Source organism: Ralstonia nicotianae (genome assembly GCF_018243235.1).
GTDB lineage: Bacteria > Pseudomonadota > Gammaproteobacteria > Burkholderiales > Burkholderiaceae > Ralstonia > Ralstonia nicotianae.
The window spans coordinates 978,528-1,003,857 of sequence record NZ_CP046675.1 but is presented as its reverse complement, the minus strand read 5'-3'; the positions used below and the strand labels follow the sequence as shown (position 1 = coordinate 1,003,857).

General features: G+C 68.4%; 17 protein-coding genes. All 17 read left to right on the top strand.

What is annotated here, in order from left to right; all coding sequences use genetic code 11:
• Positions 1 to 367 precede the first annotated feature (367 nt).
• The 17 genes from GO999_RS20525 (at position 368) to GO999_RS20445 (ending at position 25,201) form a co-directional block, all read left to right on the top strand.
• On the top strand, positions 368 to 757 hold the full coding sequence (locus tag GO999_RS20525; RefSeq protein WP_020830394.1) for a DUF350 domain-containing protein: 390 nt from the start codon (positions 368 to 370) through the stop codon (positions 755 to 757).
• Positions 758 to 799: 42 nt separating this feature from the next.
• Positions 800 to 1,831, top strand: coding sequence for an SPFH domain-containing protein (locus tag GO999_RS20520; RefSeq protein ID WP_011004578.1), 1,032 nt, complete (start codon positions 800 to 802; stop codon positions 1,829 to 1,831).
• Between the two features lie 79 nt (positions 1,832 to 1,910).
• Complete coding sequence (locus GO999_RS20515; RefSeq protein WP_087452696.1) at positions 1,911 to 3,359, top strand: DUF4178 domain-containing protein; 1,449 nt, start codon at positions 1,911 to 1,913, stop codon at positions 3,357 to 3,359.
• On the top strand, positions 3,356 to 3,541 hold the full coding sequence (locus tag GO999_RS20510; RefSeq protein ID WP_011004576.1) for a hypothetical protein: 186 nt from the start codon (positions 3,356 to 3,358) through the stop codon (positions 3,539 to 3,541). Before GO999_RS20515 ends, GO999_RS20510 begins: the two co-directional genes overlap by 4 nt.
• A complete protein-coding gene (speD, locus tag GO999_RS20505; protein ID WP_011004575.1) occupies positions 3,538 to 3,960 on the top strand; it encodes an adenosylmethionine decarboxylase in 423 nt (140 codons plus the stop codon). The genes GO999_RS20510 and speD overlap by 4 nt, the downstream gene beginning before the upstream one ends.
• A gap of 543 nt (positions 3,961 to 4,503) precedes the next feature.
• On the top strand, positions 4,504 to 5,196 hold the full coding sequence (locus GO999_RS20500) for a GspH/FimT family pseudopilin (RefSeq protein WP_211906797.1): 693 nt from the start codon (positions 4,504 to 4,506) through the stop codon (positions 5,194 to 5,196).
• The gene (pilV, locus tag GO999_RS20495) at positions 5,196 to 5,732 is read left to right on the top strand and encodes a type IV pilus modification protein PilV (RefSeq protein ID WP_028861881.1); all 537 of its coding nucleotides are present in this window, start codon (positions 5,196 to 5,198) and stop codon (positions 5,730 to 5,732) included. The genes GO999_RS20500 and pilV overlap by 1 nt, the downstream gene beginning before the upstream one ends.
• Entirely contained in the window at positions 5,729 to 6,481 is a 753-nt protein-coding gene (locus GO999_RS20490; RefSeq protein ID WP_011004572.1) for a PilW family protein, read from the top strand. The genes pilV and GO999_RS20490 overlap by 4 nt, the downstream gene beginning before the upstream one ends.
• A complete protein-coding gene (locus GO999_RS20485; RefSeq protein ID WP_019720003.1) occupies positions 6,478 to 7,059 on the top strand; it encodes a pilus assembly PilX family protein in 582 nt (193 codons plus the stop codon). Before GO999_RS20490 ends, GO999_RS20485 begins: the two co-directional genes overlap by 4 nt.
• A complete protein-coding gene (locus tag GO999_RS20480; protein WP_069079545.1) occupies positions 7,059 to 10,394 on the top strand; it encodes a pilus assembly protein in 3,336 nt (1,111 codons plus the stop codon). The genes GO999_RS20485 and GO999_RS20480 overlap by 1 nt, the downstream gene beginning before the upstream one ends.
• 2 nt (positions 10,395 to 10,396) lie before the next feature.
• Entirely contained in the window at positions 10,397 to 10,867 is a 471-nt protein-coding gene (locus tag GO999_RS20475; RefSeq protein WP_211907173.1) for a type IV pilin protein, read from the top strand.
• Between the two features lie 668 nt (positions 10,868 to 11,535).
• Positions 11,536 to 12,561 carry a LacI family DNA-binding transcriptional regulator gene (locus tag GO999_RS20470; protein WP_019720004.1) on the top strand — a complete coding sequence of 342 codons (1,026 nt, stop codon included), beginning with the start codon at positions 11,536 to 11,538 and terminating at the stop codon, positions 12,559 to 12,561.
• A gap of 89 nt (positions 12,562 to 12,650) precedes the next feature.
• Positions 12,651 to 14,048 carry a sucrose-specific PTS transporter subunit IIBC gene (locus GO999_RS20465; RefSeq protein ID WP_011004567.1) on the top strand — a complete coding sequence of 466 codons (1,398 nt, stop codon included), beginning with the start codon at positions 12,651 to 12,653 and terminating at the stop codon, positions 14,046 to 14,048.
• Complete coding sequence (locus GO999_RS20460) at positions 14,041 to 15,462, top strand: glycoside hydrolase family 32 protein (RefSeq protein WP_016726254.1); 1,422 nt, start codon at positions 14,041 to 14,043, stop codon at positions 15,460 to 15,462. Before GO999_RS20465 ends, GO999_RS20460 begins: the two co-directional genes overlap by 8 nt.
• A gap of 50 nt (positions 15,463 to 15,512) precedes the next feature.
• Positions 15,513 to 16,757: a maltoporin gene (locus GO999_RS20455; protein ID WP_016723858.1), complete on the top strand. Its 1,245-nt coding sequence runs from the start codon at positions 15,513 to 15,515 to the stop codon at positions 16,755 to 16,757.
• A 56-nt stretch (positions 16,758 to 16,813) separates the two neighbouring features.
• A complete protein-coding gene (gene ptsP / locus GO999_RS20450) occupies positions 16,814 to 19,366 on the top strand; it encodes a phosphoenolpyruvate--protein phosphotransferase (RefSeq protein WP_020830388.1) in 2,553 nt (850 codons plus the stop codon).
• Between the two features lie 726 nt (positions 19,367 to 20,092).
• Positions 20,093 to 25,201 (top strand): AvrE-family type 3 secretion system effector, encoded by a 5,109-nt coding sequence (locus tag GO999_RS20445; protein ID WP_249215126.1) that lies wholly within the window; start codon positions 20,093 to 20,095, stop codon positions 25,199 to 25,201.
• The last annotated feature ends 129 nt before the right edge of the window (positions 25,202 to 25,330 follow it).

The following is a 25,330-nucleotide window of genomic DNA, read 5'->3' as shown; positions in this document are numbered from 1 at the left end:
TTAAGAGAGTCCTCGTGTCCTGAGATTCAGGGGGGCGCTCCATGAGGCCTCATCAAGGAGGCTGATGGTTGTGGGAACTCGGTGCGGTTGGCGCTGTTCCACATCCGACTAAGTAAGCGGCTAGGGATGCAGCAAGCACCGTCATCGTGCACAACGACTTCTTGGGACACCTCGTGGTCACGAGAGACCGTCTGAATGCTGGATCGCGCCTGGGCCGCCTTCTTGGCATTAAGAACCGGTAACAAAGCGCGGCCCAGGCCGTGCGGGCCTGCCGCCGGCCACGTCCCCGGGGGGTACGCAAGCGTCACGCAGCCCGCTATAGTGGCGCCACTTGCAGCCACCGACCGCGTCCGGAGCCCTGATCCACATGATCGCCCCCATCCTTGCCTACGCAACGCACCTGCTGGCCGGCGCCATCGTTTTCGCCGGCTTTTTCTTCGTGTATCTCAAGCTGACGCCGTACGACGAGTTCAAGCTGATCCGCGAAGGCAACATGGCGGCGGCCCTGTCGCTGGCCGGCGCGCTGCTCGGCTTCGTGCTGACCATCGCGTCCAGCATCCAGCACAGCGACGGCCTGGTGCCGTTCCTGTTCTGGGCGGTGATGGCGTCGGTGGTGCAGCTGGTCGTGTTCATGGTGCTGACGCGGCTGATGCCGGACTATCGGGTGCAGATCGAGCACGACAACACGGCGGCCGGCGGGCTGTTCGGCGTGAGCGCGCTGGCGGTCGGCATCATCAACGCGGCCTGCCTGGCCTGAATCCCTGTCTCTCAACGCACACGAAAGCGAAGGAGTTTCCCCGTGAGCTTGTCCAGTTTCATCAAGAAGCAGTTCATCGACATCCTGCAATGGACCGAAAGCGAAGACGGTGTGCTCGCCTGGCGCTATCCGATGCAGGACATGGAGATCCAGAACGGCGGAAGCCTCACCGTGCGCGACTCGCAGATGGCGATGTTCGTCAACGAAGGCCAGATCGCCGATGTGTTCGGCGCCGGCATGTTCAAGCTCACCACGCAGACGCTGCCGGTGCTCACCTACCTGAAGAACTGGGACAAGCTGTTCGAGTCCCCCTTCAAGTCGGATGTCTACTTCTTCAGCACGCGCCAGCAGCTCGGCCGCCGCTGGGGCACGCCGCAGCCGGTGACGGTGCGCGACAAGGATTTCGGCATGGTGCGCCTGCGCGCCTTCGGCGTGTATGCCTACCACGTGACCGATCCCAAGCTGTTCTACCAGCAGGTCAGCGGCACGCGCGACGTCTACACCGTCGATGACATGGAGCAGCAGCTGGGCCCCGTCATCATGGGCGCCATGGCCACGGCCTTCGGCGAATCCGGCGTGCCGTTCGTCGACCTGGCCGCCAACCAGACGCTGCTGTCGAACAAGGTGCGCGAGGCGCTGCTGCCGCAGTTCACGCAGTACGGCCTGGCGCTCGACAGCTTCCAGGTCTCCAGCGTGACGCTGCCCGACGAGCTGCAGGCCGCGCTGGACCGCCGCATCAGCATGGACATGACCGGCGACATGCAGCGCTTCACGCAATACCAGACCGCCGAATCGCTGCCGCTGGCCGCGCGCAACGAAGGTGGCATCGCCGGCACGGGTGCTGGCCTCGCGGCGGGCATGGTGATGGGCCAGACCATGGCCGAGAGCCTGCGCACGTCTTTGCAGGGCAACGCCGGCGCCGCGCCGGCCGCACAGGCCGCTCCGGCTGCCGACGACCCGGCCGCGCGCCTGGCCAAGCTCAAGGAGCTGCTCGACAAGGGCCTGATCACCCAGGCCGATTTCGATGCCGGCAAGGCGGCCGTGCTCAAGGCGCTGACCGGCGGCGCGGGCTGAGCGGGGTGAGCCGCATCATCCGGCCGGGCGGCCATTGCGGCCGCCCCGGTCTTCCTGTGCTATCGGATCCTCGCTGACCATGTTTCATGCCAATTGCCCGGCGTGCGGCGCGCCGGTGGAACTGAAGTCTGCCGCCGCCGTGATGGCGGTGTGCAGCTTCTGCAAGAGCACGCTGCTGCGCGACGGCGAGACGCTCAAGGACATCGGCAAGATGTCCGCCGTGCTCGAAGACTACGCGCGCGTGCAGATCGGCACCACCGGGCGCTACCAGGGCCGCGCGTTCACCGTGATCGGCCGCATCCAGCTGCGCTACGACGCCGGCTTCTGGAACGAGTGGTACGCGCTGTTCGACGATGGCTCGGACGGCTGGCTGGCCGAGGCCTCCGGGCAGGTGACGATGACGCTGGCGAGCGGTCGGCCCGCCGATGCGGTGCCGTTCGAATCGCTGCGGCCGGGCCAATCGTATGACGCCGACGGCAAGCGGTTCGTGCTGTCGGACGTGCGCGAGGCCGACTGCACCGGCGGCGAGGGCGAGCTGCCGTTCCGCGTCGGGCAGGGCTGGCGCGCGCGCGTGGCGGACGGGCGCAGCAAGGACGCCTTCCTGACGCTCGACTATTCCGACGGCACCGCGCCGGTGCTGTACCTGGGCGTGGCCACCTCGCTCAAGGCGCTGAACTGTCAGTTGCTGCGCTCCGACCAGGACATCCGCGACAGCGCGGGGGCGCTGCCGGGCAAGCTGGTCAACCTGGACTGCCCGGCGTGCGGCACGAGCGTGCCCTTCAGCCCAGGCGTTACGACGCACCTGCTGTGCCCGTCGTGCGGCAGCGCCGTCGATACCTCCGCCGCGCGCGCCGAGCTCGTCGAGCGGGCGCGCTCGGTGCCGGAGGTCGTCACCACGCTGGACCTGGGCGCCAAGGCGGTGATCGACGGCGCGCAATGGCAGATCATCGGCGTGATGCGGCGCACCGTCGTCAATGGCGACGGCGAGTGGTTCGAATACCTGCTGTACAGCGCCAGCCGCGGTTTCCTGTGGCTGGTCGAGACCGATGAGGGCTGGTCGCGCGCCCAGGTGCTCGAGCGCTGGCCGGAGACGGTCGATGCGGGCGGCGCCGTGCTCGACGGCAAGCGCTACGCGCGCAGCGATGATTACAGCGCGCGCGTGAGCTACGCCGCCGGCGCCTTCAACTGGCGCGTCAAGAGCGGCGACGTGACCCGCGTGATCGAATACGGCGCCGCCGCCAACGGCCTGGCCGCCGAAAGCGACGCGCATGAACTGAACTGGTCCCGCAGCACCCCGGTCTCGTCCGCCGAGATCCAGGCCTGGTTCGGCAAGACGGTGGCCGAGCCCGTCAAGCCGGCCGACGGCAGTTACATGACGGTGGCGGTGGTGGCCTGCGTGCTGCTCGGTCTGCTGAACCTGGTGCCGTTCTTCATGGCGCCGGGGTCGGTCGTCGTCATCACGCTGTTCGCGGCGGGGCTGCTGCTGTTGCCGGCGTGGCTGGCCGTCAAGGTCGGGGGCGGGGAATGAGGCAACTGTTTCTGCTCTATGCCGTGGCCGTGGTGATCGGCGCGACCTACATGAACTGGAAGGCGGGCTTCGCGGCGCCGCGCTCGCCGTCGTACGGCAGCAGCTCCAGCAGCGGCTCTTCGTACTGGGGCGGGTCGTCGGGCAGCGGCTACGGCGGCGGCTTCAGCGGAGGCCACAAGTGACGCGCACCGACATGGCCCCGGCCATGGCAGAAGGCGGCATGCCGCCGGTCGGCGAACACCTGCTGCTGGATCTGTACGGCGTGTCTCCCGCGCTGCTGCGCGATGCGGCGCTGCTCGAGTCCACGCTGCGCGAGGCCGCCGATGCGCTGGGCGCTACCGTGCTGCACGCGCATCTGCACCGCTTCGGCGCGCCCGGCGCCAACGCGCCGGCGGAGGCGGGCGGCGGCGTGACTGGCGTGCTGCTGCTGGCCGAATCCCATCTGTCCATCCACACCTGGCCCGAGCACGGGTTTGCCGCCATCGATGCGTTCATGTGCGGGACCGGCGCCACGCTCGCCGCGCGCGCCATCTTCGAGCGCGCGCTGGCGCCGTCGCGCGTGGACGTCCGCGTGACGCTGCGCGGGGGCCTGCCGGGCTAGTTTGCCGCTTCGTTGCGTCGCTATCCCGGGCTGGCGCAGCGGGGCACGATACCGCTCGAACGGCAGTCCGGCACGCCGACGTGCAAGCTCTGATCAACGTGGCCGGCTGCCAGCGGATGCTGTCGCAGCGCATCGTCACGACCAGCGAACGCACCCTCAAGTGATGGGCGGCGCACAGCATGTATGCCGGGATCGTCAAATAGTGAAGGCATGCGGCTGGCCGGCGGTGCCCGCCGCCCACGCAGCCGCGCTTCCCGGCCGCGCGCGGTGAGTCAATGCTCACCATCTTCCCCGGCCGCGCCCGTCCGGCACCAGGAGCGCGCTGCGACAGGCACCGGGCGATTCTGCTGCTACCTCGCGATACCCCCCTTGAAGGGGGCTGGACAGGTGAAAATTATGTAATGTGACCTTCACCTGAACTCCATTTTTCCTCCTCAATATTGTTTGAGAATCGCCATCCAAGAGGCGGGACATGGGCTGATGCATCACAGGGCCCGTGCGCCATACAACGATAAGTTCTCGTCAATTCGGGGTGGGGGTTCTGTGGCAAGCAAGCCTGCATGCCAGCGCGCGTTGTCGGCACACGGTTGGGTGCCGGCCGAGGCCATGATGGTGGCGGTGGTCGCCCCCATCGGGGCTGCCCTGGCGGATTCATCCTGCATTCAACCTGCCGGTCGCCCGTGCCGTGCCGTGGCGGCATCCGGCCGCGCGCGCGGCTTCACGCTGGTGGAGATGGTGATCGTGATCTCGATCGTCGCCATCCTCGTCATGTTCGCGGCGCCGTCCTTCCAGTCGACCATCCAGAGCGCCCGCACGACGACCGAAGTCAACTCGCTCGTCAACGACCTGCAGTTCGCGCGCAGCGAGGCCATCAAGCGGGGGCAGCCCGTCAGCCTTTGCGTGTCGTCGGATGGCGCGACCTGCCTCGGCAGCAACAAGTGGCAGGCCGGCTGGATTGTCTTCAACGACGTGAACGGCTCGGGGGCGATCGATTCGAGCGCCGACGTCGTGCTGCGCAGGCGCGCCACCTTTGCCGGCAGCGACACCTTTGTCGCCAGCCCCACCACGACCGTGCTCACCTACAACCGCGAGGGCTTCGCGACGGGGCTCACCAACGGCACGGTCACGCTGGTGCTGCACACCGCGCCGGTCAACCAGCAGGCCACGCGCTGCGTCGCCATCAACGTGGTCGGCCGCCAGGTCGTTCAAAGCGCGGGGACCGGCTCATGCGCATGATGATCGTGCCCCGCCGGCGGCAGGCCGGCTTCTCGATGATCGAAACGCTGATCACGCTGGTCGTGATCAGTGTCGGCTTGCTGGGCCTGGCGAAGCTCCAGGCGGCCTCGATCAGCTATACGCAGAACACGCGCGTGCGCTCCCTGATCGCCCTGCAGACCGAGTCGCTGGCGGCCGCGATGCATGCGAACAAGGCCTTCTGGGCGGCGGGCCTGGCCCCCGCGACGTTCACGGTCAGCGCCGCCACCGTCACGGATGCGTCCGGCACGCTCAATGCCTCGGTGTCGGGGTGTTCGAGCGCATGCACGCCCAGCCAGCTTGCCGCCTACGACGTGCAGACCTGGGCCAGCGCGATGAATGCGAAGTTCCCGAGCTACAGCGCGACGGTCACCTGCAGCACCTCGGTGAGCGTGCCGGTGTCGTGCATCGCCACCGTATCGTGGAACGAGAAGTCCGTCGCCATCAACAGCATGACGTCGGCCTCGGGCGTGACGTCGTCCGCCACCCAGAGTTTCACGCTCTACATCCAGCCATGAGCGCCGCATCGCACCGCAAGCAGTGGCGGCCAGCCGTCCGCCAGTCAGGCACGAGCCTGATCGAACTCATGATTGCCATGGTCATCTCGCTGGTCATCCTGAGCGGCGTGGTGGTGGTCTTCATCAACATGAAGCAATCGTTCACGAACCAGGACCAGTTGGCCCTGCTGGAGGACAACGAGCGGCTGGCGCTGTCGATCCTGACCGGCACCGCGCAATCGGCGGGGTACTTCCCCGATCCGGTCAACAATACCCTGGCATCGCTGCTGATCGCCGATTCCACGGCCTCGTACGGACCGCTGGTGGCCGGCCAGGCCGTCAACGGAACGACCGGGACGGGAACCGGCAGCGCCAGCGACAAGCTGACCCTGCGCTATGCCACCGCCTCCGGCGACGGCATCCTGAACTGTCTGGGCGGCACCAACGCGTCCGGTACGACCCAGGTTTACGTCAACACCTTTTCGATCAGTTCCGCCAATGAGCTGCAGTGTTCGCTCAATGGCGCAACAGCCGTCCCGCTGGTGAGCGGCGTGTCCGGGTTCAGCGTGACGTATGGCGTCGATACCAATGGCAACGGCTATGTCGACACCTACATGTCCGCCACCCAGGTGCAGTCGGGCGGGTACTGGGCGCTGGTCCGGTCCATCCGGGTCACGCTGACGTTCACGACGTCGCTCTCGGTCTCCGGCGGACAGACCCAGACAACGCAATGGATCCAGAACATCAGCCTGATGGGGCGCGTCACATGAACCGTTTCAATGGTCGTCTTCGCCTTGGTCGCCGCGCGGACCAGGGCTACACCCTCATCGTCGGCCTGATGCTGTTGCTCGTGCTGACGCTGTTCGGGCTCGGCATGTTCCGCAGCCTGGGGCTGCAGGAGCGGATTGCCGCCAACACGCGCGACAAGCAGCGGGCGTTCGAGTCGGCGCAGAGCGCCCTGCAGTACGGGGAGTGGTGGCTGCGGCAAAGCAGCAGCAGCCTGTCGGCGTCGACATGCAGCGGCGTGACCAGCGCCAACGTGTCGACCGGCATGCGGGTGTGCAATCTGGCGCCGACTTCGCCGACCAGCCTCCCATGGAGCGTGCGGTCCGACTACCTGCCGCCGTCCATGACCGCCAACGGCGGCGGCGGGCTGACGTCGTCCGGCGACGTCAACTATGCCGCCAAGCCGGGGCTGTACATCAACTACCTCGGCCTCTCGGCGAACGGCCTTGCCGCGCTTTATCAGGTCACGGCGTTCGGTTACGGCGGTGACGCGACCACTGCGTCCGTCGTGCAGAGCACGTATCAGATTGCGTCGGGTGCGAAAGATCTGGGACAACAATAATGATGAACAAGAAGCAATGGACTTTCCTGCTGGCGGTGGCCGCCGCGTTGCCGGGCGTCTCGCGGGCCCAGCTCGTCATCAGTGACACGCTGACCGGCGCGTCCTCCTCGTACGACTGGAAGGCGCTGAACGGCGCCTGCCTGACGGCGGGCAACAATACCGGCTCGATTCCCGCGTGCTCCGGGCTGAGCTACTACAGCGGCAAGACCCTGGTCGGCGGCGCCACCGGCACCTTGCCCGATGCGGTGGGCTCGGGCGCCTTGCGCCTGACCAACGGCGATACCTCGACCAGCGGCTCCAACGGGACGTATCAGACCGGTGCCGTGGTGTCGAACTTCACGTTCCCGAGCACCCAGGGCCTGCAGGTCACGTTCACGACCGTGACCTACGGCGGCAACAATTACAGCGGCACCGGCGCGGACGGCATCAGCTTCTTCCTGGCCGACGGCTCGAAGTCGGCGACGGTCGGGGCGCTGGGCGGGAGCCTCGGGTACAGCTGCTCGAACGTGAACAGCACGTACGACGGCGTGCTGGGCGGCTATATCGGGCTGGGCATCGACGAATTCGGCAACTTCTCCAACAGCAGCGACAACACCAGTTCCGGTACCGGCTTCAAGGCCAGCCGGATCAGCCTGCGCGGTGCCGGCAGCACCAACTGGTCCTATCTGAATGCGACCTATCCCAGCTACTACCCGTCTTCGCTGAGCGCTTCGCAGCAGGCCACGGCGGTCAAGAAGACCTGTTCGACCGGCTACCTCTACGACTTCAGCCAGGGGAGCTGGAGCCCGACCAAGAAATCGGCGCTGACCTACAACTACAACTACATCACCGGCGATGACCTGTCGTTCACGATCGCGAACCAGGAAGCCGTCTCGAAGCCGCTGCGCGGCTCCGCCGTGCCCATCACGTATGGCCTGACGATCACGCAGGACGGCCTGCTGAGCCTGTCGTACAGCGTCAACGGCGGCACGGCGCAGCCGGTGATCACCAGCCAGAGCATCACGTCGTCCAACGGCGCGTTGCCCGCGTCGTTCCGGTTCGGCTTCTCCGCGGGCACGGGCGGCGGCAGCAACGTGCACGAGATCACCTGCTTCAAGGCCGCGCCCGTCGAGCAGTCGAGCAGCTCGGCCGGCGCCAACGTGCAGCAGTCGGCCCGGGTCGAGGCCGGCACGCAGCTGTACCTGGCCTACTACCACCCGAGCAACTGGTGGGGCGAGCTGACCGCGCAAAGCCTGCTGGTGGACTCGACTACCGGCACCGTGTCGATTGCCTCGACGGCGAACTGGGATGCCAGCTGCACGCTGACGGGCGGCTCCTGCCAAGCGATGGGCAGTTCGGCCACGGTCACGGCCACCAGCCCCGCGTCGCGCAAGATCCTGACCTGGAATGGCTCCGCCGGCATTCCTTTCGAGTGGAGCAACCTGAGCTCGACGCAGCAGTCGTCGCTGACGTCCGGCGACAGCACCGTCAACAGCAACCGGCTGCTGTACCTGCGCGGCGACCGCACCCAGGAAGCGAGCAGCAGCGGCCCCTACCGCACGCGCACCGGCGTGCTGGGCGACATCATCAACTCGAGCCCGACCTGGGTCGGCGCGCCATCCTCGTCGTACAACGGCCCGTGGGTCGACGCGCTGAACGGCTCGGCTTCGCCGGCGGAGCCGACGGGCAGCTATGCCACCTTCAAGAGCACCTACGCCACGCGCCAGAACGTCGTCTACGTGGGCGCCAACGACGGCATGGTGCACGGATTCCGCGCGGGCGCGTACGACTCGAGCGGCAACTTCGTGAGCACCACCGCCACGCCCAACGATGGCGTGGAGGCGCTGGCCTACATGCCGGCAGCGGTGCTGAGCACGATCCACAGCACCACCGGCAAGGTCGACTTCAGCTCGCCGTCGTACTCGCACAACCTGTACGTCGACGCCACGCCCGGCACTGGGGATCTGTACTACAACGGCGCCTGGCACACCTGGCTCGTCGGCGGCCTCGGCGGCGGCGGCAATGCCGCCGGCACCATCGCGGACAGCACGACTTCGGCCAGCGGCACGATCTACGCGCTGGACATCACCGATCCGACCCAGTTCAGCGAAGGCAACGCCGGCTCGCTGGTGATCGGCGAGTGGTCGTCTTCTAGCCTGACCTGCGCCAACGTCACCAATTGCGGCCAGTACCTGGGCAATACCTACGGCACCCCGGTCATCCGCCGCCTGCACAACGGGATGTGGGCGGTCCTGTTCGGCAATGGCTACAACAGCAAAAACGGTACGGCCGGCCTGTTCGTGATGCTGGTGGACCCCAGCAGCGGGGCGAAGACGTTCTACTATTTCGACACCGGCTACGGCGCGGCCAAGGACCCGACGGGCAAGGGCGGCAAGAACGGCATCGCCTATATCACGCCGGCCGACCTGGACGGCGATCACATCACCGATTACGTCTATGCCGGCGATCTGTTCGGCAACGTCTGGCGCTTTGACCTGACGGCGGCCACCGCGTCTTCGTGGTCGGTGGCCTCGTCGCCGCTGTTCTCGACCACGGCCGGCCAGCCGATCTCGTCCAAGGTGGTGGTGGCGTCCGTTCCGGACACCGCGGGCGGGAACCCGCGCGTTGTGGTCGCCTTCGGCACGGGCCTGAGCCTGCCCGCCACGCTGACCAGCGCGGCGGCGTATGCGACGTCCAGCCAGGCCCTCTACGGCGTCTGGGACTGGAACATGAGCGCCTGGAACGCGAAGGCGGCGGCAACGTCGCAGTACAGCTCGCTGGCCGCGCCGCAGACCGTGACCGTATCGTCGCTGCAGACGCAGACCATCACCTCGCAGTCCACCGCCAGCGGCTCGACGGCGTCGTACCGGACCGTCAGCACGAACAAGGTCTGCTGGCAGGGGTCGAGCGTCTGCTCCAGCGGCAACAACCAATACGGCTGGAAGCTGGTGCTGCCGAGCACGACGTCGGGCTCCACCACCAACTACGAGCAGGTCATCTATAACCCGACGCTGGCGTACGGCATGTTCGTCGTGAACACCACCATTCCGGCGGTGACGCAGATCCTGTCCTGCAGCACCACGCAGGCCTCGGGCTACACCATGGCGATCACGATCGGCGCCGGCGGCGCGGGGTCGTCCTCGTTCTTCGGGGACAGCAACGGCAATTTCTCCACCTACAACGGCGGCATCGTGAGCGGCATCGGCCTGAGCGGCACGGGCACGCCCTCGTTCGTCACGACGGACAGCGGGGTGACCATGGTGCAGCAGACCAGCGACGGCAAGGGTTCTGCGACCGCGGTCAACCCCGGCGCCTCGGCGACCGGCTCGCGTGTCAATTGGGTCAAGCTGCGCTAACCATGAAATCTCAACAGACTGCTTCTGCCATCCGGCATTCGGCGGGCTTCACGCTCGTCGAGCTGATGGTCACGCTCGCCATCGTGGCGATCCTGGTCGCGATCGCCTATCCGTCCTACAGCAGCTACATCATGAAGTCGCACCGGGCCGAGGCCAAGACGGCCCTGCTGGACCTGGCCTCGCGCCAGGAGCGCTATTTCGCGCTGCAGAACAACTACGCGAGCACGCCGTCCGCGCTGGGCTACGCCGGAACGGCGTTCCCCGTCGCGCTGCAGACGAACGGGCAGACCTATTACCAGCTGTACGTGCAAGTCACGGGGTCGCCGGGCACGAGCACGCTGCCCGGATTCTCGGCCTCGGCCGTGCCGGCCAACCCCGGTCCCCAGCAGTCCGACGCCTGCGGTACCTACACGATCAATCAGCTGGGCGTGCAGGGCAACAGCGGCAATAATACCGCGTCGCAGTGCTGGTAACGCTGGCTTGAAAACGCCCCGCCGTCGGGGACGAGGGCGGGATGCGGGGAACGGCATGGCGAGGGCGCGAGGCGAAGCCGGCGCGCCAGCCCGAGCGCCGCCCCCGCGGCGTGACGGACGTTGCGTGGGCTGCGGTTGCGCGCCCGCGCGACAGAGCGCCGGCCTGCTCGTGCGATCCGCTCGGGATGCCGCGAGCGGCGGCGGTCATGCGCCGGCGGGGTTTGGACCGCTGGCGCGATGTCATCGGTACCATGCGCGCGGTGCTCATGCTCACGGGGGCGCCACGCTGCCGGACGTTTCTCGACGCGCTCGGGCCCCAGCAAACAGAAGGGCTGTATGGGCGTCCTCTGCGGCACGCGGCACACAGCCAGCCGTAGCGATGCCTCAATGAGACAGGGCGGGCGCCGAACCCGGTTCGTCGGAGCGCGCCCGGCCCGGCAAGCCGCCTGTCGCCTCTGTCAGTGCCTGTGCGCCGGTGGCCCTTCGGTCAGGGCGGATGCGTTGCCTGCGCCGCAGGTCCTGGCGCGCGCCGCGGCGAGCCGGGAATGGGGTCTGCCGGGCCGGCCAGGGTGCCTCCCGGTGCCCTGTGGCGGGGTGCCTTTTCAGCCGCTGAAAGGTATCGCACGCGGCCCTTTACTCCGGATCGGGAATTGTCTATTGTGCCCGGCATGGTATCGATCCCACAAAAACGTCCGACCATCCGGGATGTCGCCACGCTCGCCGGCGTGTCGACATCGACGGTGTCGCGCGTGCTGAACAACTCCGGCTACGTCAAGGCCGAGGTCCGCGAGCGTATCGAGGCGGTGGTCTCGCGCATGCACTACACGCCGTCGGAACTGGCCAAGCAGCTCAAGTCGCAGCGCTCGGGGCTGGTCGGGGTGATCATTCCGAAGATCAATTCGTACACCACGAGCGAGATCGTCGCGGGGATTTCCGCGACGCTCGCGCCGCTGCGCTACCAGATGCTGCTGGCCAACACGGCCAACTCCGTGGCGGAGGAGGCGACGGCCTACGATCTGTTCCGCCGGCAGCGCGTCGCCGGGGTGTTGCACCTGGCGACCACCGTCAACACGGACCTGATCGACGCGATCCGGGAGGCCGGTCTGCCCATCGTCATGATCGGGCAGGACGCCAGCCACCTGGGCATCACCAGCGTGATCCAGAACGAGCGGTCCGCGGCCCGGCAGATCATGGAGCACCTGCTTGCGCAAGGGCACAAGCGGGTCGGGCTGGTGACGGTGGACGAGGAGGACATCCAGGTCGGCCGCGAGCGGACGGCCGGCTATCTCGATGCCCTGCAGGTGCACGGGCTGCCGGTGGACCCGGCGCTGATCATCCGCGCGAGCTTCCGCTCCGGCGCCGGAGAAGAGGCCGCGGAGCAACTGCTGCGCGCCAGCGGCGATGCGCGCTGCACGGCCATCCTGGCGGTCACCGACCGGCTGGCGGTGGGCGTCATGGCGTGCCTGCACGACCACGGCCTGCGTGTGCCCGACGACATGGCGGTCGCCGGCATGGGCGATAGCGACACGGCCAGCATGGTCCGCCCGGCCCTGTCGACGGTGCACTACGACTACGCCGGCACGGGGGCCGAAGCCGCCCGGCTGATGCTCCAGCTCTGGGAGACCAATAGCAATAGCGCCGAGGTTGAGCGCATCGTCATGCCGTACCGGCTGGCGCTGCGCCGCAGCACCTAGCAACGATCCCGACAGCCGCTTTTGACGGGCGGAACAATTACCGGATGTGGTATCGATACCATGTCAATGATGAACAGGAGACGACAGAGATGAATGAACAGGAGACAGCACAGGCCCTGCTGCCGTTGCTGGGCGGGCCGGACAACGTGGTGTCCCTGGCGCACTGCGCGACCCGGCTGCGGCTGGTGGTGCGCGACGCGGCCAAGGTCGATCACGGCGCGATCACGGCGCTGGCGCTGGTGAAGGGCGCGTTCAGCAATGCCGGGCAGGTGCAGATCGTCATCGGCCAGGGCACGGTCAACCGGGTCCACGACGCGCTCCAGCCCCTGCTCAACAGCACGGCGGCCGCGTCGCTCGAAGACGTCAAGCGCGAAGCCACCACTCGGCTCAATCCGGTCCAGCGGCTGGCGCGCACCCTGTCCGACATCTTCGTGCCGATCATCCCCGTCATCGTGGCCTCCGGCCTGCTGATGGGCGTGCTCGGGATGCTGCGCAGCATGGGCTGGGCCGAGGGCAGCAACGCGCTGTTCCAGATCTTCGACATCTTTGCCAGCACGGCCTTCGTGTTCCTGCCGATCCTGATCGCGTTCTCGGCGGGCAAGAGCTTCGGCGTGTCGCCGTTCCTGGCGGCGGCGCTGGCGGGCATCCTGATCCATCCCGCATTGCAGAACGCCTGGACGCTCGGCAGCGGCGTGCGCGAATACTGGGACCTGTTCGGCGTGCCGGTGGCCAAGGTCGGCTACCAGGGCACCGTGCTGCCGGTCCTGTTCGCGGTGTGGATCATGGCGCGCATCGAGCGGCTCGTGCGCCGCGTCGTGCCGACCGGGGTCGACCTGATTTTCACGCCGTTCCTGACGCTGCTGATCTCCGGCGCGATTGCGCTGACGGTGGTCGGTCCGATCGGCCGCGCGCTCGGCGACGCACTGTCGTTCGGCCTGCAATGGGTGTACCAGCACGGCGGGCCACTGGCCGGTCTGGTGTTCGGCGGTCTGTATTCGGCGATCGTCGTCACCGGCGTGCATCACAGCTTTCATGCGATCGAGGCGGGGCTGCTCGCCAATCCGTCGATCGGCGTCAATTTCCTGCTGCCGATCTGGTCGATGGCCAACATTGCCCAGGGTGGCGCGGCGCTGGCGGTGTTCAGCGTCTCGCGCGACGACAAGATCCGCCAGATCGCGCTGCCCGCGGCGCTGTCGTGCCTGATGGGCATCACCGAGGCCGCGATCTTCGGCATCAACCTGCGCTTCTTCCGGCCGTTCATCGCTGCGGCGGTGGGCGGTGCCGTCGCCGGCGGCTGGGTGGTGGCCACGCATGTGGGCATGACCGGCATCGCCCTGACCGGATTCCCGGGGCTGGCCATCGTGCAGCCGGGCAGCCTGGTGAATTACCTGATCGGCGCGGGCATCGCGTTCTCCGTCGCGTTCGTCTGTGCCCGGCTTGCCTGCCTGAAGGTGACCGTTCCGTTCGGGGAGAAGTCCGGTGCTTGACACACTCGCTCTCGACGTCATCGAAGACCCCTGGCGGCAGGCCTATCACCTGTGCCCGCCGCAGGGCCTGCTCAACGACCCGAACGGCCTGATCTTCTGGCGCGGCGCTTACCACGTGTTCTACCAGTGGAACCCGCACGGGTGCCGCCATGAGAACAAGCACTGGGCGCACGCCAGGAGCACTGACCTGATCCACTGGGAGCTGCTGCCGCCGGCACTCGCGCCGGACGCGCCCTACGACGAAGACGGTTGCTATTCCGGCTGCGCGGTGGAGGTCGACGGCGACCTGTTCCTGCTGTATTCGGGCAACGTCCGCAGCCCGGACGGTGGCCGGGCCAGCTACCAGTGCCTGGCGCATTCGCGCGACGGCGTTGGCTTCGACAAGCTGGGCCCGGTCATCAACGGCGTGCTGCCGGGCTACACCGGGCACTTCCGCGACCCCAAGGCATGGCGCCAGGGCGATCACTGGTACGCGGTGCTCGGCGCGCAGCGCACCGACCTGACCGGGACCGTCCTGCTCCTGAAGAGCCCCGATCTGCGCCAGTGGCAGTCGCTGGGCGAGCTGATCGCGCCGGCGCTGCCCTGCTACATGTACGAATGCCCCGACCTGTTCACGCTGGACCGCCGCACCGTGCTGGTGTGCTGCCAGCAGACGATGGAGACGGGCGCCGGCGGAAACCGCCGCAGCGACGTGGCCGGCTACATGCTCGGCCAGATCGATCTGGAGCGCGCGCAGTTCCCGCACAGCGGGTTCCGCCCGCTCGACCAGGGCTTCGACTTCTACGCGCCCCAGACGCTGCTCGGTCCGGACGGGCGCCGCCTGCTGATCGGCTGGATGGGCCTGCCGGTCCAGCCGCAGACGCCCACGGTTGCCTCGGGCTGGATGCATTGCCTGACCCTGCCGCGCGAGCTGACGCTCGAAGGCGACCAACTGATGCAGCGCCCGGCGCGGGAACTGGCAATGCTGCGGAGCGCGACGATCCGGGTGCCCGACGTCGACCTGGAGGCGAACACGGCGTTCGTGCTGCCGCAGCCGGACGGCGGGGCATGGGAGCTCGACCTGTCGATCCGCGCGGAATGCCCGGCCGGCTGGGTGCTGCACCTGTTCGACAGCGCGCAGCAGTCGCTGTCCCTCGCGTTCGACGGCGTCGGCACGCTGACGCTGCGGCGCCATTGCCCGATGGCGGGGCAGATCAATGAGCGCAAAACCTGCGGAATAGGCGGCCCGGTGACGCGCCTGCAGGTGTTTATCGACCGCAGCTCTGTCGAGATGTTCGTCAACGACGGCGTCGCGGTGCTCACCACGTGCTGCTACCCGGCGGCCGAGCCCGAGGCGCCCCGCCTGCAGGCCAGGCAGCCCCTGAGCCTGCGCGACATCCATGTGTGGCCACTGGAGGACAGGCTGGCACGGTGACGCCGGCACCCCGATTTCATTCCACTGAGAACAACAAGGCGGAGACAGACGTGAAAAAGACGACGATCAGCACACTGATCGCAGTGATCCCGGCGTGGCTGGCCACGGAGGCCTGGGCCGTGAACCTGGGCGAGGGCCTGGAGTTCAACGGCTACCTGCGCATGGGCGTGGTGTCGGAGCGGCAGACCGACGCCGGCGGTGTCAACAAGTACGCGCTCGGCAGCGGCGCGGAGCTGTTCCGGCTCGGCAACGAGGGCGATACCTACCTCGAGGCCAGCCTGAAGAAGGTCTTCCAGCTGCCGGGTGGGATCACCTGGGCCGCCGCGTTCACCGGCACCTACTGGAACGGCCTGGCCAACTTCCGCGGCACGGGTGACCAGGGCATGTACGTGACCAAGGAAGCGTACGTGACCACCAGCGGCTATGCCTTCTCGCCCGCAGCCATCTTCTGGGCGGGCAAGCGCTACATCGAGCGCGAAGACGTGCATATCGTCGACCACTTCTTCTACAGCGTGGGCGGCCCGACCATCGACACGGGCGTCGGCGCCACCAACATCCCGGTCGGCGAGCAGACCCGGCTGGGGGTCAGCGTGCTGCGCAGCGGCCAGCGCTTCAGCCCCACCGACAACCGGCGGGATGCGACGCGCCTGAATGTCGACTTCTACAACATCCCGGTCACGCGCACCGACAGGCTGCGCGTCATCGGCGAAGTGATGCACGGCGAGTTTCCGGGCGGCAACGGCGGCGGCGCGCTGACGTTCAAGTACGACTCGCCCAACTTCCCGCTGCCGTCCGTGACCAATTCCGTTTGGGTGCAGGGCAGCACGGGCTATGCCTCGCTGGAGACCGGTTTCGGCACGCTCAACAGCCCGACCGGCACCAACAGCGTTCGCCTGATCGATTCCGTGAACTGGCAGGTCGGCCGGTTCGGCGGCCAGGCGCTGGCGGTCTACCAGCGCGGGCTGAACGAGCACGGCAGCGGCGGCAGCACCGGCACCTCGGTCGGCGGGCGCGTTTCGTATGCGGTGACGCCTTATCTCAAGCTGCTGTCCGAGGTCGGCCTGACGACACTGCGGGTCAATGGCGGTCCGCTGCAGCGCCTCGACAAGTACACCGTGGCGGCGGCGCTGAGCTCCGGGCCCGGGCTGCTGAGCCGGCCGGAGTTGCGGATCTACGCCACCCGGGTCGCGTGGAACGACGCGGCGCTGGCGGCCCAGGGCGCGCAATGGGGGGCGTGGTCGGCGGGGCGCCGCTCCACCAATCTGTACGGCATCCAGCTGGAGAGCTGGTGGTGAGCGCCGCCGTGCCGTTTTCCACGACTTTCAGGTTTTCAGCCATCAAGGAGCAGTCTATGTCGAGCAGGCAATTGCAACTGAGGGTGTTGGCCCCGTTGTCCGGCAGGGTGGTCCCGATCGAAGACGTTCCCGATCCGGCGTTCGCGCAGAAGATGGTCGGCGACGGCCTGTCGATCGATCCCGCGACGGACGTCGTGCTGGCGCCGATCGACGGCCGGGTGATCGATTTCCACGATGCGCGCCACGCGATCGTGATAGCGGACGCCTCGGGCGTGGAGATCATGGTGCACGTGGGACTCGATACCGTGATGCTGGCGGGGCAGGGGTTCGAGGCGCTGGTCGGCAAGGGCGATACCGTCCGCGCCGGGCAGCCGCTGCTGCGCTTCGATGCGGCGTTGGTGGCGGCGAAGGCGTCCGCGCTCACGGAGATCGTCGTCGTCAATGGCGAACGGGTGCGGCAGATGGACAAGGCTGCGGGCAGCGTCGAGGCCGGCCGGAGCGTGCTGCTGACCCTCCATCTGGAGGCGGCGGACGCAGCGGACGAAGCGGGTGACGCGCCCGGGCACGCGCAGGAGGAGGCCTTGTTGCAATCGCCGCCCATCGTGCTGCCGAATCCCGCCGGGCTGCATGCCCGGCCCGCGGCGCGGCTGGCCAGCGAGGCGCGGGGCTTCGCGGCGCGCCTCACGCTGTGGTACGGCCAGCAGCAGGCCGATGCCAAGTCGGCGGTGGCGATCATGGCGCTGGCCACGCGGTGCGGCGACGAAGTCCGCCTGAGCGGCAGCGGAAGCGACGCCGCGCAGGCACTGGCCGCGCTGGCGGACCTGCTGCGCAGCGGATGCGGCGAATCGGCCGGCACGGCAGCGCTCCCCCAGGCGAAGGCCGCCGCGTTTGCCTTGCATGAGCGCTCGCCGGTCTTCGAGCCGGCGCCGGCCGCCGGGTCGCTCCGGGGCGTGGGTGCATCGCCGGGGGTGGCGGTCGGCCAGATCGTGCGCTGGAGCGGCATCGCACCCGAGTTCGATGAGACCGGCGGCCCGTTCGAGCAGGAGCATGCGCGCTTGCATGCCGCCCTGCAGATCGCCGCCAGCCAGATCAAGTCGCTGGTGACGGCCGACACGCTGCCCGATACGCCGCAGGCCCAGATCATGGACGCGCATCTCGCCTTCCTCGAAGACCCGATGCTCATCGAGGCGGCCGAGGCCGGGCTGCGCAGCGGCGCCAGCGCGGCGGGCGCCTGGCACCTGGCCTGCCAGTCCGTGGAGCAGCACCTGCGCCTGCACGCGAATCCCCAGGTGCGCGAGCGCGCGGCGGACGTGCGCGATGTCGGCGTGCGCGTGCTGACCGTGCTCACGGGCGCGGCCGAGCGCCCGCGCAGCCTGCCCGAGCGTTCGATCATCGTCGCCGATGACCTGACCCCCTCCGACACCATCACCATGGACCGCAGCAAGGTCGCCGGCCTGTGCACGGTATCCGGCGGGCCGACCAGCCATGTGGCGATCCTGGCGCGCTCGATGGGCATTCCGGCGGTCTGCGGCGTGCCCGCGCAGGCCTTGTCGTTGCGGGACGGCACGCCGGCCGTGCTCGACGGGACGGCCGGCGTGCTGCAGGCCGACCCCGATCCCGCGCTGCGGGCCGAGGTGGAGCGCCGCCTGGCCGCCGCGCGCCAGCAGCTTCAGGCCGACCGGCAGACGGCGCATCGCCCCGGCCGCACCCGCGACGGGCACCGCGTGGAAGTCGTGGCGAACGTGCGGGATGCCGCCGAAGCCCGCGAGGCCGTGGCCGCGGGCGGGGAGGGCGTCGGGCTGCTGCGCTCGGAATTTCTGTTCGAAGATCGCACGGCGCCGCCCGACGAGGACGAACAAGCCGCAGCCTACCAGGCCGTGGCGGCCGCGCTCGGCCCTGAGCGGCCGCTGATCGTGCGCACGCTCGATATCGGCGGCGACAAGCCGCTGCGCTACCTGCCGCTGCCGAAAGAAGACAACCCGTTCCTCGGCCTGCGCGGCATCCGCGTGAGCCTGGCGTATCCCGAGCTTTTCCGCAGCCAGCTGCGCGCGATGCTGCGCGCGGCGCCCGGCGGCAATCTGCACATCATGTTTCCCATGGTGTCCGATCTCGACGAAGTGCTGGTGGCCAAGCGCATCCTGCGCGAGGAGCAGGCCCGGTATCCGATCCCCGTCAAGATCGGCGTGATGATCGAAGTTCCGGCCGCGGTGGCGATCGTCGAGGCGCTCGCGCAGGAAGTGGATTTCTTCTCCATCGGGACCAATGACCTCACGCAGTACACGCTGGCCATTGACCGCGGGCATGCGGGGCTGGCCGCGCGGGTCGATGCCCTGCATCCGGCGGTGCTCCGGATGATTGCGCTGACGGTGGAAGGGGCGCACGCGCACGGCAAGTGGGTTGGGGTTTGCGGGGCGCTGGCTTCGGATCTGGCGGCGGTGCCGGTGCTCGTCGGGCTCGGCGTGGATGAGCTGTCGGTGAGCGTGCCGGCGATCGCATCGGTCAAGGCCGCGCTGTCCCGGCTCGATTTCGAGGATTGCCGGGCGCTGGCGCGCCGTGTGCTGCCCCTCGGCAGCGCGGCGCGCGTGCGGGAGGCCCTGGCCCAGGGCTGACGCTCGCGACCGACCATGGGGCCGGCGGCGCCGGTCCCGTTCCCATCGGGCTGCGGGCGATGGGCATGAATTCTCTATTGTCTTTTTTAAATCTTCCTGGTTAATTCGGGAGGCTTTGTCGCGTCATTTTGTTTTGCGCGTGAATCCTTTCTTTTTGGTTATGTTATTAATGCTGATTAAAATGATTTCTATATTCGTTTTGTGATGTGCCGCTTCGGTTTGGTGTGATTGAGTGGGAGACGCGATATCTACGCTGAATGGGCCGGAATCGGCCGGCATCGCAATCATCCTGTCATGAGGTGATTGCGTTTGCCTGGGCCGAATCCCGGTCATGTGCGCGAATGCCTGGCGATGTTGCAGCCCGCCAGGCGTCACGTCCGCAAGGTTACAGCCAGCCGAAGGCTTTTCCGGCACGCCGATGGTGATCGACGTGCCGCGCCGTCTTGCGCCGATTCAATCGGAGGCGCGTGGATGATCGATTTTCGATGTGTCCGCTGTTAATCCGGTGTGCGTGCGGGATGTTGTTATGTGTTAATGGCTGGTTTCGGATTTTGAGGGGGTGATGAAATTCGCGGTGCATTCATTCAATCCAAAGCCGGGTTTAATATGAACATAAGAAAATACTTACCAGTCTGCTTTACCGGCAGGACGGTCGAGGACGACACCCTATCCTCCACACCTGCTCAAACCGAGCCCCGGAAAAAGAGCGGCAAGCGCTCGACCGGTATGCTGACGGGCCTCATCTCTCGCTCGCGCAAAGCGTCCGAGCCGGACCTCGCGGTCCGGCGGAAGCCGCTGGCGGAGCCGGGCAGTCCCATCAAGGCAGCGGGAACGCGCGAGAGCGGCAACTCGCTGCAGCAGTTGTTTGACGCCGATCCGAATGTCGCTTCCACGGCGGGAGCCGCTCAGGTGTCGCAGCCGCCCGCCGGGCACATGTCGGATCTCGCGCCGCCGGCCGGGTCGGTGGCGCCGTCGCCGTTCTCGGGCGCGCGGACATGGGCGACGGCAAGCGCCGCGGCGATCCACGAGATCACACCCGTGCCGGTCAGCCCTGCGATCGAAGTCGAGGCGCCGGCGGGCGCCAAGCCGGCCGAGGCCGCGGCGGCTTCGGGCGCGGTGGCCGGCGGCGGCGTGCCGCTGCGCCAGGAGCCGCTGTTCGATCTGGTGTTCAAGAAGGGCAAGATCCGGGTCAAGGCCCGCCATCCGGCGCAGGACCGCAAGCAGGCGCACCAACTGGAGCGCCTGCTGAATCTGCGCGACAACCGCGTGACCAGTCTCACCTGGAACCAGGCGACCGGCGGCTATCTGATCGACTATCAGAAGCACGGCGTGCGGTACTGGGTCGGCATGCATGGAAAGAGCCTGCCGGCCATTGTCCTGCCGGCGCATCCCGGGATGAAGCAGGGGTGCTCTCCGCCGCCGATCGGCCTGCTGGCCAATCTCAGCGGCTCGCCCGATGGCGCGCTGTGGCGCGAGCATCATGGGCAGCTTTATCAGTGGGACACGCAGCAGGCTCAGTGGAAGCCGCATGCCTTGCCCGGCAAGATGCGGGCCCCGATCACGCTGCTGGGCCGGCAGCTGGACGGCGAAGCCTGGGCGAGGGCGGGCTCGATGCTGCTCAAGCTTGGCGCCGGCGGTATCCGGGCGTACGAGGTGGCGGGGCTGGAGCGGTTCTCCGCCGTGCGGATGGACGCGGCCGGCAGGCCGCTCGCGCTGGATGGAGAGGGACGGTTGTGCCGGCCGGATTCGCCCAGTGCGCAGCCCCGCCCGATCCAGCTGCAACTCGCCGACGGCAGGCCGGCATTCGAGCCGGTGCAGCTTGGCAAGCCGAACAAGCCCATCCAGCTGGCACGCGCACGCGACTTTGTGCTGGCGCCGGACGGCCATACGCTGTTCGCGCGCGACCAGCAGGGGCATCTTTACCAGGGCGATCTCCATGCGGCGGATGCCGCCTCCGGCGAGATCAAGGCGCGGCGCGTCGGCGTCCCCGTGCGCATGCCGGGCAGTGCCGACGGGTGGGGCGTCGAAACGCTGGCGACCAGCCCCGGGCCATCGGACAAGGGCGCGGCACTGCACGCGGTGTTCCGCAGCAGCGAGGGCCAGCGCGTGACCGCCGCCTGGGACGGGCAGCAATGGCAACCGCAGTGGCAGGTTGAGCAGCCCCTGTTGCTGATGAGCGAGCGCGGGTTGCAGGCCCCCGCCATGCGAACGGTCTGCACCTACAACGACGGCGCGGCATTGGGCATTTCAGCGGCCGGACAGGCGAGCCAGAAAGACGGGGCTGGCCACTGGCGCCCGCTGCTGCAGGCCGACGGCACGCCGCTGGCGGACCTGCGCGATCTCAAGCTGGGGCCGCTCGGCCTGGCCGACGCCAAGCCGGTGTATGCCTTGCAGTCGACTCCCGCCGGCGGTTCGCAGCTGCTCGCGCTGGAGCTCGGCGGGAACATGGCCCGCCTGCCGGCGCGGCCCGGCGTTGCCGTGGCGGCGGTGCCGGCGCAGCGCTATGTCAGCCAGGTCAGCGTGCTGGCGGCATCGGCGGCGCCGATCCGGGACTTTGCGGTGGACGGCGCGGGCGTCGCCTATCACCTGACCGATGACCACGCGCTCATGCGCACGCCGCCGGGCGGTCAGCCGCAGCACCTGCCGGCGCCACCGGGGCAGGCGCGGCTCGAGCAGATCGCCGTATCCAGCGACCAGCATCAAGTGTTCGCCCTGGCGCACAGCCCGTCGCAGGACGGCGGCGCCGCGCCGCAGCTTTCGCTGTTGCGCTACGACCATGCGAGCGCGAGCTGGGCCGATTGCCAGGCCGATCTGAGCGCGCTGGACCCGGAGACGGTGCGCCTGGGCATCTCCCGCCTGGGCACGTTGCAGCTGACGACGGGGGGCGCCGATGGCGAGCAGCGGACCCACCGCGTCGTGCCGCCGCTCGGCGCGCAGAAGCGCTATCGCCTGCTGGCCACCGGCACCACCGAGCCGACGGTCAGCCAGGCACTGACCGGCAACCGGCCCAAGCGCGTGCGGATTCCCGGCACCGGTGTGGTCGCCACCCTTCACCGGACGGCCGGCGGCGTCACCGAGCGGGTGCAGAGCAACTTCCGGACCGCCGTGGGGCACGTGGAGCGGGTCCTGGCGATGCCGAAGGGCGCGGTGAACCGGGCGATGGAGCACCTGCGCGGCCGCCGCGACATGGCCGAGGAATACGACGACATGAAGGCGACCCACCTCGAGCTGGAGCCGCTGCTGCACCACAGGCACTGGCCGCTGCCGCCCACGGTGGCGGCCGGCCCGGCCGTTGCGCCGGTGGTGCCCGAGGCGACGGCGCAGGCCTGTGCGGCATTGCGCGGCGACGCCATCGACAAGATGCTCGGCGCGCTTGCGCAGATCGGCGTGGCAGCCCGCGTGCTCGGCCCCGACCTGACGCTGGATGCCGCGGCCGGCCGGCGCAGACAGCGCAGGCCGGCCAAGGCCAAGCCCGACCCGGACGATCTGCTGCCCAAGATGCACAGCTGGCTCGACGAGTTCGTCCGCCGTGCCGAGGCGCAGGCCAAGCCCTCGCCCGAGGCCGGAGCCAAGGCGCCGGCGCCGGTGTTCGACCCGGCCCGGCTGGGCGATCTGCACCGCATCGTCGAACTGATGCACACGCTCAGCGAGCACGGCGTCAAGCTGCCGGCCCCCGATCTGACCGGCCAGCGCGATACCCGCGACCGGTTTGCCATCCTTACGGGCGCGGTCGGCCGCCATCTGTTGACGCTGGATCTCGCCACGCGGCTGGTGACCCTGCCGCAGACCGTCGCCGTGATCGGCTCGGACAGTGCGGTCGAGGTGCTGCGGCAGAGCGTGGAGACCGACAAGGTGCTTCGGTTGGCGCGCTTCGGCTTCAGCAACTGGCACGATGCCGAGGCCTTCTGGGAAACGGCGCAGACCTTCAAGAAGGAGGTGATGAAGCCGGGGTCGCCCTTCAACCGGAAGTTCGCGGAAAGCCACGCCGTGCGGGATGCGTCATCGCCGGCGGAGATGGCGCTCAAGTTCGCGGAGGCGATGAAGGGCCTGAGCAACCGGTCCACGCTGTTCGGCATCGAGTCCAAGGGCGCCTCGGCCGGCGTGACCTCGGCGGGCGTGGTGCTGCCGAAGAAGCGCGTGGGCGCGTTCGGCTTTGCCGTGCTGGGGGTGGACCGGACCACCATGGTCGGCGTGGAGCGGACCGCGGACAAGCTGGCCGAAGGCCCGCTGGTGGCGTTCTTCGTGCGGCAGTCCAACAAGGGCCTGACAATGGGAGGCGGCATGGGCATGGACTTCAAGCCGCTGCGCAAGGTGCTCGGCTTCCGCCTTCAGGGCGGGGCCCAGGCCAGCGCCAGCGTCATGCATGGCAAGGGCGCCGCCATGCTGGTCGCCCCGGACAACATCGACGAGTTCGCCCGCCGGCTGTTCGATCCGGCCAGCCACGACCCCGGCCGCCTGCTGGAGCTGGGGCTCAACCAGGGCGCCATCGGGCTCGACATGATCGAGCAGCAGCTCAACCTGTCCGCCAACGCCGGCGGGCTGGGCGGCTATGCCGACAAGATCCCGGGCTTCGGTCCGGCGCATCGGCACGGCGACGGCTCTTCGACCAGCGCATTCCAGCAGACCGGCTTGCAGCGGGGCTTCGTGGGCGCCAACGTGAACTGGGGCGTGCGGGATTTCTTCCTCAAGCTGCAGCACGCCTGGGAGCCGATCTCCGGCTACGAATACCAGGGCGGACGTGGCTGGTCGGCCAATGCCTTTGCTTCGCTGGTGCAGCAGGGCGGGCTGCTGCCGCACGTCAGCGATGCGTTCACGCTCGTGCTGCGCTCCCTGAACATCACGCTGCTGGGGGCCAGCGTCGAACTGTCCGGCGTGGAGAGCTTCAAGCGCACGCTCGACTGGAAGACCGCGGCCCGGGTCACGCCGCAGGAGTGGTCGCAACTGGCGGCGCTGGCGCGGGAGGTGTTTCCGTCGCAGGCGATCGGGCACTTCGACGGCCCGCACCTCAAGGCCATCATCGCGACCACGCTGCAGGCGGCGAAATCCACCTGGGCCGCGCGCACCGAGCACGAGCGCGCCAGCTTCGTCGATCGCGCGGAACAGCTGCTGCTGCAAGACCAGCTGGCCTCGGGGGGCCGTGCCATGCTGTTGCCCGGCGCCAAGATCGAATTCAACATCCCGAACTTCCGGTCGCTGGTGGACACGCGCAAGAACAGCAAGGCGCACCGTTCCCTCGGCGCGCTGATGGAAGCCGCCGAACGCGCGCGGGAGGCCGTGCCGGGGCTGGCCGATGCGATGCGGGCCATGTCGGAGCGGGACGGCGTGAACGATGTGCGTTTCGTGTTCCAGATGGATCCTTCCTACATCAACGCGGTCAACCGGCTCATGCTGGAAGGCAAGCTGTCCTGGGCGGAGTTCAATACGATGGCGCGCACGGTGCCGGCGCCGTATCGCCTGACCGAGATCTGCGCCAAGGATTCGGACAGCAACCGTAGCGCCTTCACGCTGAACCCGTTGCCGCTGCTGGCCTTCAACGACAGCGCGGAGGTCTCCCGCTCCCTGTTTGCCGCCGAGGTGCATTTGCGCTACGGGCTGAACGGCCGGCTGCTGGGGGCCGATCTGCTGCCGGGGGCCCAGCGCGCCGTGGCCGGGCAGAAGGTCTTGCAGCCGTTTGTCGATGCCGGCGTGCAGCCGGTGCCGGCCGCCGGCGGGGCCGCGCCGGCGCAGGCGCCGGACCTGCCGCGCCTGCAACGCTCGCAGTCGCTGCCCAGCGAGCGGCCGGCCGGCCCGGCGCTCAAGGCGCGATCGCTGGAGCGTAGCAAGTCGCTGGAATAATCTGTCCGCAGAGCCTCGCCGGCGCTGCCCGGATCGGACGCAGCATCCCGGCCACCCGGCGCGACATCGACACCGCGCGCCGGGTGGCCGCCATGTGCCGCTCCGGGCTCCGCACCCACCCAACTTCCA

Bases quoted from the DNA above. Each gene is read 5' to 3' on its own strand.
- GO999_RS20525 (WP_020830394.1), top strand. From the start codon at position 368: ATGATCGCCCCCATCCTTGCCTACGCAACGCACCTGCTGGCCGGCGCC.
- GO999_RS20515 (WP_087452696.1), top strand. From the start codon at position 1,911: ATGTTTCATGCCAATTGCCCGGCGTGCGGCGCGCCGGTGGAACTGAAG.
- GO999_RS20510 (WP_011004576.1), top strand. From the start codon at position 3,356: ATGAGGCAACTGTTTCTGCTCTATGCCGTGGCCGTGGTGATCGGCGCG.
- pilV (WP_028861881.1), top strand. From the start codon at position 5,196: ATGATCGTGCCCCGCCGGCGGCAGGCCGGCTTCTCGATGATCGAAACG.
- GO999_RS20490 (WP_011004572.1), top strand. From the start codon at position 5,729: ATGAGCGCCGCATCGCACCGCAAGCAGTGGCGGCCAGCCGTCCGCCAG.
- GO999_RS20485 (WP_019720003.1), top strand. From the start codon at position 6,478: ATGAACCGTTTCAATGGTCGTCTTCGCCTTGGTCGCCGCGCGGACCAG.
- GO999_RS20480 (WP_069079545.1), top strand. From the start codon at position 7,059: ATGATGAACAAGAAGCAATGGACTTTCCTGCTGGCGGTGGCCGCCGCG.
- GO999_RS20475 (WP_211907173.1), top strand. From the start codon at position 10,397: ATGAAATCTCAACAGACTGCTTCTGCCATCCGGCATTCGGCGGGCTTC.
- GO999_RS20470 (WP_019720004.1), top strand. From the start codon at position 11,536: ATGGTATCGATCCCACAAAAACGTCCGACCATCCGGGATGTCGCCACG.
- GO999_RS20465 (WP_011004567.1), top strand. From the start codon at position 12,651: ATGAATGAACAGGAGACAGCACAGGCCCTGCTGCCGTTGCTGGGCGGG.
- ptsP (WP_020830388.1), top strand. From the start codon at position 16,814: ATGTCGAGCAGGCAATTGCAACTGAGGGTGTTGGCCCCGTTGTCCGGC.
- GO999_RS20445 (WP_249215126.1), top strand. From the start codon at position 20,093: ATGCTGACGGGCCTCATCTCTCGCTCGCGCAAAGCGTCCGAGCCGGAC.